This window comes from Streptomyces sp. NPDC058955 (genome assembly GCF_042741435.1).
Classification (GTDB): Bacteria; Actinomycetota; Actinomycetes; order Streptomycetales; family Streptomycetaceae; genus Streptomyces.
The window spans coordinates 39,185-45,903 of the sequence record NZ_JBHYKM010000062.1 but is presented as its reverse complement, the minus strand read 5'-3'; the positions used below and the strand labels follow the sequence as shown (position 1 = coordinate 45,903).

The 6,719-nt window shown below is 75.7% G+C and carries 5 protein-coding genes and 1 pseudogene; 1 reads left to right on the top strand and 5 read right to left on the bottom strand.

The window, feature by feature from the left end:
* Window positions 1-96: 96 nt before the first annotated feature.
* The 5 genes and pseudogenes from ACFW1I_RS22930 to ACFW1I_RS22910 all read right to left on the bottom strand — a co-directional run.
* Window positions 97-255 (bottom strand): annotated as a pseudogene (locus ACFW1I_RS22930) (PfkB family carbohydrate kinase); the annotation flags it as partial.
* On the bottom strand, window positions 252-1,637 hold the full coding sequence (locus ACFW1I_RS22925; RefSeq protein ID WP_384672897.1) for an ADP-ribosylglycohydrolase family protein: 1,386 nt from the start codon (window positions 1,635-1,637) through the stop codon (window positions 252-254). The gene ACFW1I_RS22925 and the pseudogene ACFW1I_RS22930, both read right to left, overlap by 4 nt.
* Window positions 1,634-2,785 (bottom strand): ADP-ribosylglycohydrolase family protein, encoded by a 1,152-nt coding sequence (locus ACFW1I_RS22920; protein ID WP_384672895.1) that lies wholly within the window; start codon window positions 2,783-2,785, stop codon window positions 1,634-1,636. The genes ACFW1I_RS22925 and ACFW1I_RS22920 overlap by 4 nt, the downstream gene beginning before the upstream one ends.
* Window positions 2,766-4,052, bottom strand: coding sequence for an ADP-ribosylglycohydrolase family protein (locus tag ACFW1I_RS22915; RefSeq protein ID WP_384672893.1), 1,287 nt, complete (start codon window positions 4,050-4,052; stop codon window positions 2,766-2,768). The genes ACFW1I_RS22920 and ACFW1I_RS22915 overlap by 20 nt, the downstream gene beginning before the upstream one ends.
* A 146-nt stretch (window positions 4,053-4,198) precedes the next feature.
* On the bottom strand, window positions 4,199-5,191 hold the full coding sequence (locus tag ACFW1I_RS22910; protein WP_031002607.1) for an ADP-ribosylglycohydrolase family protein: 993 nt from the start codon (window positions 5,189-5,191) through the stop codon (window positions 4,199-4,201).
* Window positions 5,192-5,467: 276 nt separating this feature from the next.
* On the opposite strand from ACFW1I_RS22910, the gene ACFW1I_RS22905 reads away from it, so the two are divergent.
* Window positions 5,468-6,196, top strand: coding sequence for a VIT1/CCC1 transporter family protein (locus ACFW1I_RS22905; RefSeq protein ID WP_384672891.1), 729 nt, complete (start codon window positions 5,468-5,470; stop codon window positions 6,194-6,196).
* Window positions 6,197-6,719: the final 523 nt, after the last annotated feature.

Here is a 6,719-nt window from a genome sequence, read left to right as displayed (position 1 = left end):
ACCTTAATGGGGGTCGGCGCGGCAGGAGCCCCCCGCGCCCCCCGCCCGCTTGGCCCTTTGTCGGGCCCGCCCCCGGCGGAACTTCTGGACCCCCCCGCCCCGGGGGCGGGCGGCGGCGACCGCCTGGTTGGCCCCCTTGCCGCCGGGGATCGTGCGGAACGCGCGGCCGGTGACGGTCTCGCCGCGCGCCGGGGCCTTCGCCACGTAGGCGACGAGGTCCATGTTGGTGCTCCCGAGCACCACGATGCTGGTCATGGGCGTACTGCCTCCAGGTGGGTCAGGTCGGCGAGGGTGTCGAAGCCGGTGCCGTCGAAGCCCGGCACCGAGGTGGCGAGCCGGTTCTTCAGCGGGGAGGTCCAGCGGTCCGGCAGCCGGTCCGGGTGGCCGGCGAGGAGGCCGGCGACCGAGCCGGCGGTGGCGCCGTTGGAGTCGGTGTCCCAGCCGCCGGAGACGGCCGCGCAGATCGAGCGGGTGAAGTCGCCGTCGGCGTGGGTGAGGGCGGCGGCGAGGAGCGCGGAGTTCGGCACGGCATGGACCCAGTGGTACCCGCCGTACCGGGCGTGCAGCCGGTCGACGACGGTGTCGAACCGGGGGGTGGTGCGGGCGGCGGCGATGCCGTACCGGACGGCCTCGGCGAGCCGGGAGCGGGGCGGGACGACGGAGAGTCCGGCGGCGAGCGCCCGGTGGACGTCGGTGGTGCCGCCCGCGGCGGCGGCCACGGTGGCGGCGACGAAGAGGGCGCCGTGGACGCCGCAGCCGGTGTGGCTGAGGACGGCGTCCCGGTGGGCCTGGGCGGCGGCCGCGGCGGGGTCGCCGGGGTGGGTCCAGCCGTGGACGTCGGCCCGGATCTGGGCGCCGATCCACTCCCGGAAGGGGTTGCGGCGGACGGCGGTCAGCGGTGGTTCGACCCCGTCGAGGAGGTTGCGGTAGGCGATCCGCTCGGCGGTGAAGGTGCGGCCGGCGGGGAGTTCGTCGAGCCAGAGGCGGGCCACGTCGGCGGTGCTGAAGCCGCGGCCGTGGCGGCGGAGGAGGAGCAGGGCGAGGAGGGGGTAGTTGAGGTCGTCGTCCTCGGGCATGCCGTCGATGGTCTCGGCGAGCGAGGTGGCCGCGGAGCGGCGGTTCCAGGGGTGGGCGGCAAGCAGCTCCGGCGGGACGCCGCGGGCGGTGAACCAGTCGTCGAGCGGCCAGTTCCCGGCGGCCCGGGCGAGCGCGCGGATCGCGTCGAGCGGCAGCTTCTCGACGGGCTTCCCGAGCAGGCAGCCGGCCGCCCGCCCGAGCCAGGCGGCGTGCAGACGGTCCCGGAGGGCGGGGTCCGCGGTGGCCCCGGGGGACGGGGCGGGCCGGTCGGGGCAGGCGGCGACGATCGCGTCGAGGGCGGTGGGTTCGTCGGCGGCGAGCGGGGAGGGGAGGGCGGCCAGCTCGTCGAGCAGCTCCTCGGCGAGCGGCCGCAGGTCCGGCCGGGGGACGGGCGAGGCGCCGGCCGCCGGCGGTGCGGGGTCCCCGCCGGCGGCGTACCAGCGCGCCGCGATCTCCCGCGCGTCCCGCCCGTCCTCGGCCGCCAGGCGCAGCTCGTGCCCGACGAGGTCCTCGGGCTGCACCCAGGTGAGGCGGACGGCGGCGGGGTCGGTGTCCGTCACCGGGACGGGTCCGTCAGGGCGGCGCGGGCGGACTCGTGGGCGCGGCGGCGGGCGGTGTCGCGGGCGAAGACCTCGTGGGCCACGGCGGTCAGGGCCCGCGCCGGGGCGTGCAGGTCGAGACGGCTGGCCTCCGCCACCTGCTTCGCCCAGTCCGTGGGGACGGCCGCCTCGCCGTGCAGGGCGCCGGCGATCGCGCCCGCCATGGTGGCGATGGAGTCGCAGTCGCGGCCGTAGTTGACCGCGCCCAGGACCGTACGGCGGTAGTCGCCCTCGCCGACCAGCAGCATGCCGAGCGCGATCGGCAGCTCCTCGATGGAGTGGAGGCGGGAGGGGCGGCGGGCGTCGAGGCCGGGGTTGCGGTAGTCGGGGCCGACGGAGTCGTACGGGGCGACCGCCTTGCGGAGCGGTACGAGCGCGGACTCGAAGTCGCGGTGCCGGTCGGCGACTTCGGCGACCGCCTCGATCGCGGCGCGGGTGCCGTCCTTGGCGAGGCCGAGGACGGTGTCGACGACCGTGCGCGGGGTGGCGCCGGGGACGCAGGCCGCCGCGACCGCCGCCGCGAAGACGCCCGCCGCCTCGCGGCCGTACGAGGACTGGTGGGCGCCCGCGACGTCGATCGCCTCGGCGTAGGCGCCGTGCGGGTCGGCCGCGTTGACCAGTCCGACGGGGGCCATGTACATCGCGGCGCCGCAGTTGACGATGTTTCCGGTGCCGGCCTCGCGGGGGTCGTGGTGCCCGTAGTGGAGGCGGGCGACGATCCACTTCTCGGCGAGGAAGATCCGCTGGAGGGGGAGGGCCTCCGCCTCCAGCTCGGGGATCCACACGGGGGTGCCCATGAGTTCGGGGACGAGGTGGTCCGCGACGGCGTACGCGTCGAGGTGGTCGCGGACCTTCTCGTACACCCGGATCAGCGCGTGGGTCATCAGGGTGTCGTCGGTGACGTGCCCGTCGCCCTTGTGGTACGGGGCGATGGGGCGGGCAGTGCGCCAGGAGTCGCCGTTCCAGGGGCCGACGACGCCGGTGACGCGGCCGCCGTGGCGTTCGGCGATCTGCTCGGGGGTGTACCCCTCCACGGGGCCGCCGAGGGCGTCGCCCACCGCGGCACCGAGGAGACTTCCGCTGATCCGGTCATCCAGTGTGGGTGTCATGTCGGAATTGTCCACCTGGGGGCGCCGGTTCCGTGGTTCCCAGCAGCCCGGCGAGTTCCACCAGGTCCGTGCCGGCGAGCCGGGGGAGCGCGCAGCCGGAGAGCGTCCGGCAGGCGTCCCGCCAGCTCGCCGGGACCGAACGGCCGCCGCCCAGCGCGCCGGTGAGCGCGCCGGCCAGGGCGGGCGCGGAGTCGGCGACCCGGGAGAGGCAGGCCGCGGCCGGGACCGCGGCCGTCATCGCGCCGCGCGCGGCGACGGTCAGCGCGAGCGCGACCGGGACGGTCTCGGCGGCGGCGATGCCGTAGCTGTAGACGTGGTCGACGATCTGGTGCTCCAGGAGCGGGACCAGTTCGAAGGCGGAGTCGGCGGTACGGGCCAGCTTCACGGCCTGCCGGGCGTTGCGGCCGATCTCGGTGACGGGCGGGAGTTCGGCGAGCGCGGCGGCCACGGCGGTGTCGGCGTCCGCGCCGCCGAGGGCCGCGGCGACGGCCGCCGCGGTGGCGCGGGCGCCGTGCACGCCGTCGCCGTCCTGGGTGTACCGGGCGTCGAACTCGGCGAGTTCGGCGGCGGCGCGCGGGTCGCCGGGGTGGACGACGGCGAGGACGGCGGCCCGGACGCAGGCGGCGTCGTCGAAGTAGTGCGGGTTGTCGTGGCCGGTGGCCGGCGGGCGCAGACCGGTGGCCAGATTGCCGAGGCCGGCCCGGACCGAGATCCGGGCGCGCAGCGGGAGGACGGCGGACTCGATCTCGGGGGCGCGGTCGGCGGCGGCCGCGACCTGGCCGGCGAGGTGGTTCCAGGCGAGGTCCACGGCGGCGCGGAGACGGCGCTCGCGGGGGAGGGCGGCGAAGAGGGGGCCGGCGGCGGCCAGGACCGCCTCCGCGGTGAACGCCGCCCACTCGGCGTCGTCGGAGGGCCCGAGGCGGAGGGGCTCGGGGGGCTGGTTCAGGGCGATGGGGACGGGGAGGGTGGTCGTCGCGTTCTGCTCCGCGAAGGTGTCGAGTTCGCGGGTGAGGCGGCGGGTCCATTCGGGCATCCGGGCGGCGCGGTGCCGGGCGGCGGGCCAGCCGGCGGCGTCGCCTGCGGCGAGGCCCAGGAGGAGGCCCTCGATCTTTTCGCGGTCGCCTCTGGCCTGGGCGGCCGGCCTCTGGGGTGCCTCCTGGGGGGCGCGCCAGGTGCCGGTGCCGTGCGGCGCGGGGGCCTGTTCGGCGGTGCCCGGCACCGGGGGGAGGTCCGGCGGGGCGTCGGTCGCCGGAGCGGAGCCCGGCATCGGGGGCTGTGCCCACCCTCCCCCGGAGGGGGCACCCCCACGCCCCGCGGAACGCCTGCCCACAGCTGGTGCGGGAGCGGGGCCGGCAGGCACGGCGGGTGCGGGAGCGCCGGCTGTGGTCGGGGTGGTCGTGGTCAGGTCGGCGCTCATCGGGGGTCCTCTTCGGTCAGGAGGTCGGCTACGTCCAGGACGTGGTAGCCGCGCATGGTGGGGAGGCAGCTGCCGGTCACGGGGGTGATGGCGGTGGCCCACTCCTCGGGGATGGCGGTCAGGCCGCCCGCCGCGCCGGCCAGCGCGCCGGCCACCGCCGCCGTGGTGTCGGCGTCACGGCCCATGTTCACGGCCGTCAGGACCGCCGTGCGGAAGTCGCCGCGCGCCGCCGCGAAGGCGCCGAAGGCGAGGCCGACGGCCTCCGGGGCCAGGTCGGTCCAGGGGTAGCCGCCGATGACGACCGCCGAGCGGACCTGGCGTTCGCGGGTGAGCGGGTCCGGCTGGACGCGCTGCGCCGCGACCACCGCGCGCCGCAGCGAGCGGGCCGTCCAGGAGTCCATGGGGATCACCGACAGGGCCGCCGCGATCACGGACGTGACGCCGGCGCCGGACATCGCCGCCGCGACGCCCGCCGCCACCGCCTGGCCGCCGTAGATGCCCTCGCCCTCGTGGCTGACGCTGCCGTCGATGGCGACGAGCCGGGCCGCCTCCGCCGGGCGGCCGGCCGCGAAGACGCCGAAGGGCGCGGCCCGCATGGCCAGTCCGTCCGACCACGCGTGCCGGTGCTGGGCGGAGATGGGGGCCGCCAGGCCCCGGCGGAGGTTCTCCAGGGTGCCGCGCTCGGAGAAGCCCGCGCCGCGGAAGGGGCCCTCGTCGAGGTCGGCGATCCAGCGGTGCCAGGCCCGCTCGACGTGGGCGACGGTGAGCGCCGAGCCGTGCCGGGCGAGCAGCAGCGCCGAGAAGATCGCGTACTCGGTGTCGTCGGTGCCCGCCGGACGGTCCGTCAGGAAGCCCTCGATCCGCCCCCACCTGCGGCGGATCTCGGAGGGCTTCATGTTCTCGGCGGGGGCGCCGAGCGCGTCGCCGACGGCGAGGCCGAGCAGCGCCCCCCTCGCCCGTTCCCGGGTGTCGCATGTCGTGGTCACCATCTCCGCGCCCCTTCCTCGGTGCGGGCACCTCTTCGGCGGTACCCCTTCGCCTGGATCTGTGCCACGGCGGGCGGACGACTCGCCGGTGGACCGCCTCTGTCACCCGTCTGTCCGTGGGGAAGCGGGAGGTGACGGGAGGTCAGGGAAGGGTCACCACACTGAGGCGGGCCTTACTAAGTACGGCCTGCCTTGCTGGCGGGACCCTTACATCGGGCGTATTTTCGAGTGCGTCGGGGGCGGCGGACGCGACCGGCCCGCCGGAACGAGGGGAGAGCCATGTCCATCATCGAAGCCCAGGCGCCACTGCACGAGGCCCACCGCGACAACCACACCCACCGTGACGTGAACGGCGGTTGGCTGCGGCCCGCGGTCTTCGGCGCGATGGACGGCCTGGTCTCCAACCTCGCCCTCATGACCGGTGTCGCCGGCGGTTCCGTCTCCTCTCAGACGATCGTCGTCACCGGGCTCGCCGGACTCGCGGCGGGCGCCTTCTCCATGGCGGCCGGCGAGTACACCTCCGTCGCCTCGCAGCGCGAGCTCGTCCAGGCCGAACTGGACGTGGAGCGCGTCCAGTTGCGCAAGCACCCGATCGACGAGATGGAGGAGCTGGCCGCCCTCTACGTCTCCCGCGGCGTCGAGCCCGCGCTCGCCCGCGAGGTCGCGATGCAGCTCTCCCGGGACCCCGAGCAGGCGCTGGAGATCCACGCCCGCGAGGAGCTGGGCATCGACCCCGACGACCTGCCGTCGCCGGTCGTCGCCGCCGTCTCGTCCTTCGGCTCCTTCGCGCTCGGCGCGCTGCTGCCGCTGCTGCCGTACCTGCTCGGCGCGACCGCGCTCTGGCCGGCCGTGCTGCTCGCGCTCCTCGGCCTCTTCGCCTGCGGCGCGCTGGTCGCCCGGGTCACCGCGCGCGGCTGGTGGTTCAGCGGTCTGCGCCAGCTGGTGCTCGGCGGTGCCGCCGCGGCGGTCACCTACGGGCTCGGCATGCTCATCGGCGCGGCCGTCTAGCCCCTCCCGAGGGGGCGGCCCCGACGCCCGTGACCGCCGGTCTCCCCGCGTGACCGGCGGAACGGAATCCGTACCACCGCAGAAGCCCGAGAGGCCCCCACGCGGGGCCTTTCGGACTTTTCGGGGTGACATTTCAGGGCGTAGGCCGCATTCTCGCTGTGACGAATATCCCTGGTCGCAACCCGCGCGGCGGTGAGACACTATGCAGGACGCCACATATGTAGCCGGTTACCCGGCGGTTTCGAACCCGTGACCAGCGGGAAAGAGGCAGAAGCGTCGTGGGGCAATGAGGCCCTGCCCGGACGGACCGGTACGGTCCCGTCCCCCGCGGATCAGTCACGGTGCAGTCACTGTCCCCGCATCCCGAGAAAATAGGTGAACGCGCACCACCGCTCCGTGTCGGAGGTGTCCGCATGCTGGAACGAGCTATCCGCTAGGCGAGAAGCGCGCCATCATGTAACCTGCACGAAATTTCGCGGAGGGCCAACGTCGTCCCTCGGCATCTGCATATGCCACGACGACG

What these genes read in the sequence shown, in the direction of transcription:
- ACFW1I_RS22920 (WP_384672895.1), bottom strand. Translation starts at nt 2,785, where the DNA reads ATGACACCCACACTGGATGACCGGATCAGCGGAAGTCTCCTCGGTGCC.
- ACFW1I_RS22915 (WP_384672893.1), bottom strand. Translation starts at nt 4,052, where the DNA reads ATGCCGGGCTCCGCTCCGGCGACCGACGCCCCGCCGGACCTCCCCCCG.
- ACFW1I_RS22910 (WP_031002607.1), bottom strand. Translation starts at nt 5,191, where the DNA reads ATGGTGACCACGACATGCGACACCCGGGAACGGGCGAGGGGGGCGCTG.
- ACFW1I_RS22905 (WP_384672891.1), top strand. Translation starts at nt 5,468, where the DNA reads ATGTCCATCATCGAAGCCCAGGCGCCACTGCACGAGGCCCACCGCGAC.